Below are 2176 nucleotides of genomic sequence, written 5' to 3' on the forward strand. Positions count from 1 at the left end.
TGCAATATTTTGCTTTTTGATCAGGCTCAACAAGTTTAAAATGCAAAAAATCCCGTAATTTTAGTATGATGGTGCGTGGATATCGGCAGTTACCCATCAAGCCCTATTCTTTTAACCATCGTGCACGATCATCCCTGGCTAATTCGACGGATCATCATCCCAATTGCAGTAAGTTTCACAAATGCTTCGCTAGTCCGCGGCAAAAACTCATAGTCTTTGCTCAATCTTCGTTGCTAATTCATCCAGCAAAATGTGCGCTCGACTATCCATCGAAATTTCACGATTTTAAATATCTTTCTGGGGCGTTTAACGACCGTCCAAACGACATTGAAAAGAGAAAGAGCCCAGTCAATCAGTTTGCTCCCAGTGTATCCTCCATCAGCCCAAATCAGTTTAATTGCAGAAGAAATCAATCCACCTGAAGAACAAGAGCCACTGGAATGGGTTTTATTAACTAATGTTAAAATAAATGATGCGACTGGCGCACATAATATTCTGAAATGGTATTTATGCCGTTGGCAAATTGAAGTATATTTTCGCATTTTAAAAAGTGGCTGTCGGATTGAGAAATTACAGATCACTGAAAGCCAGCGATTTGACCCTTGTTTGGCCCTTTACATGATTATTGCTTGACGGATTCTTTATCTAACTCTATTAAGTCGGAAATGTCCTGATATTAACTGTGAATTAATCTTCTCTGGTGAAGAATGGCGCATGGCTCATCTTATCGTAAAAAAAGAACCGCCACCTGATAAGCCTCCTTCATTATAAGTGATGGTAAATATGATTGCTTCTATGGGGGATATTTAAATAGAAAAAATGACCCTGAACCAGGGCCTACTACACTTTGGGTTGGCTTGCAGTGACTTAGAGATTTTCTTTTAGCAAAACAGGCTATTAGTAATATAACTTATGGGTAATGATGTGCTAAATTAGGGATAGATCACTATTTAAAAATTGACTTAAATGAATAGAAATAAGGCAAAAAGCATGCAAGACAAATTTGAGATGTTTGATGAATTACCAGTAGAACTCGAACTCGAAACTGCAAAAAATTTATCAAATCGTGATTTAGTGAACTTGGTTCAGACATCAAACTATCATTTTTCTTTGTTTAAACCCCTAGTTGATGTTCGCAAGCTACTGCACCATGTAGTTCGTGGTAAGCATGATGCAGTTCAATTGATATTAATAGGTGATATAAGTTTAATGGTTAAAAGAGGAAAAGTAACGGATTGTTCTGGGCGAGAGTTTGATAACATAAGTGGCTTTGAATATGCACTGTGGGCCCTGGATAAACACATGTGGGCAGCAATGATTGAGCGCATCCCAAGTAATCAAGAAGGCAAACAGGTATTTGCACGATTGATTGCTCAATACAACAAAGTCAACACAGACGGAGTCACTTATAGGCTTAATGGAAAAACAATCACTGAAAAGCATTTTGATTTCGAAAATACCCTCATTAAAGAGCTGCAAACGCAAGTAGACTCGATAAATGCGCCAGGAGTTAAGGATTGGGATGCCATTGCTAAGCAGTGGCGAGAAGGTATTGGTGGTGCACAAAAACGGCTACCTATGCATATTGTTGATGAATACTGCTCTGGTGAACCATTTTATCCTGTTCCTAAGTTTATCTCACAGCCAAAATCATCGAGACAATTCTACAATTGGGCTACTAATAAGGATGAAGATTGGTTTAGCGGCGATTCCATGCTGGGTTCTGAGTTTGCTATATATAAGGCATCATCGGCGCGGCCTTCGGGCTCGCGAGTCGGCCTGTCGCAGCCGTTGTGGCTCCGGGTTATCGATTTAGATGCCATGAAGAAATTATGTGAAGTAAGAACTTTAGATCTTATTAATCTCGAACCATACCTTGAAGAACAAGCGGGCTTGGAGTATCACCACCAAGTTGTTCAGATGTGACCGAGTTGGCTGCATGTCGATGAAGAGGCCTAGCGGTGTTCACCGCCACATGCTCATCCCAGCATGAGTCCAAAAACCATAAAAGCAAGTCCAGGTATAACCAGTGTGCTGCTGTTCTCACCCACCACATGCACCATCGATGTAAGTAACTGATGATGCACCGGGGAGAAACCCCAGTGCGACACGAGGTCGCCAAATAGAGCTGTGGTACTCGAAAGAAACTACCACCATCCATACGGCTGGATGAACC

3 protein-coding genes and 1 pseudogene are annotated in these 2176 nt (G+C 41.0%); 3 read left to right on the top strand and 1 reads right to left on the bottom strand.

Translation table 11 applies throughout. From position 1 onward, the window contains the following. Positions 1-327 precede the first annotated feature (327 nt). The 3 genes from Lsan_RS12560 to Lsan_RS12565 all read left to right on the top strand — a co-directional run bounded on the left by Lsan_RS12560 (position 328) and on the right by Lsan_RS12565 (position 1926). Complete coding sequence (locus Lsan_RS12560; RefSeq protein WP_133134411.1) at positions 328-633, top strand: transposase; 306 nt, start codon at positions 328-330, stop codon at positions 631-633. 3 nt (positions 634-636) lie between these two features. Then, entirely contained in the window at positions 637-771 is a 135-nt protein-coding gene (locus tag Lsan_RS23570; RefSeq protein WP_420324298.1) for a hypothetical protein, read from the top strand. A gap of 219 nt (positions 772-990) precedes the next feature. Further along, the gene (locus Lsan_RS12565; protein ID WP_058514578.1) at positions 991-1926 is read left to right on the top strand and encodes a hypothetical protein; all 936 of its coding nucleotides are present in this window, start codon (positions 991-993) and stop codon (positions 1924-1926) included. On the opposite strand, the pseudogene Lsan_RS23045 reads toward Lsan_RS12565, so the two are convergent. Next, positions 1859-2176: pseudogene (locus Lsan_RS23045) on the bottom strand (hypothetical protein); the annotation flags it as partial. The gene Lsan_RS12565 and the pseudogene Lsan_RS23045 overlap by 68 nt on opposite strands.

It is taken from the genome of Legionella santicrucis (assembly GCF_001468135.1).
Lineage (GTDB): Bacteria > Pseudomonadota > Gammaproteobacteria > Legionellales > Legionellaceae > Legionella > Legionella santicrucis.

Bases quoted from the DNA above. Each gene is read 5' to 3' on its own strand.
- Lsan_RS12565 (WP_058514578.1), top strand. From the start codon at position 991: ATGCAAGACAAATTTGAGATGTTTGATGAATTACCAGTAGAACTCGAA.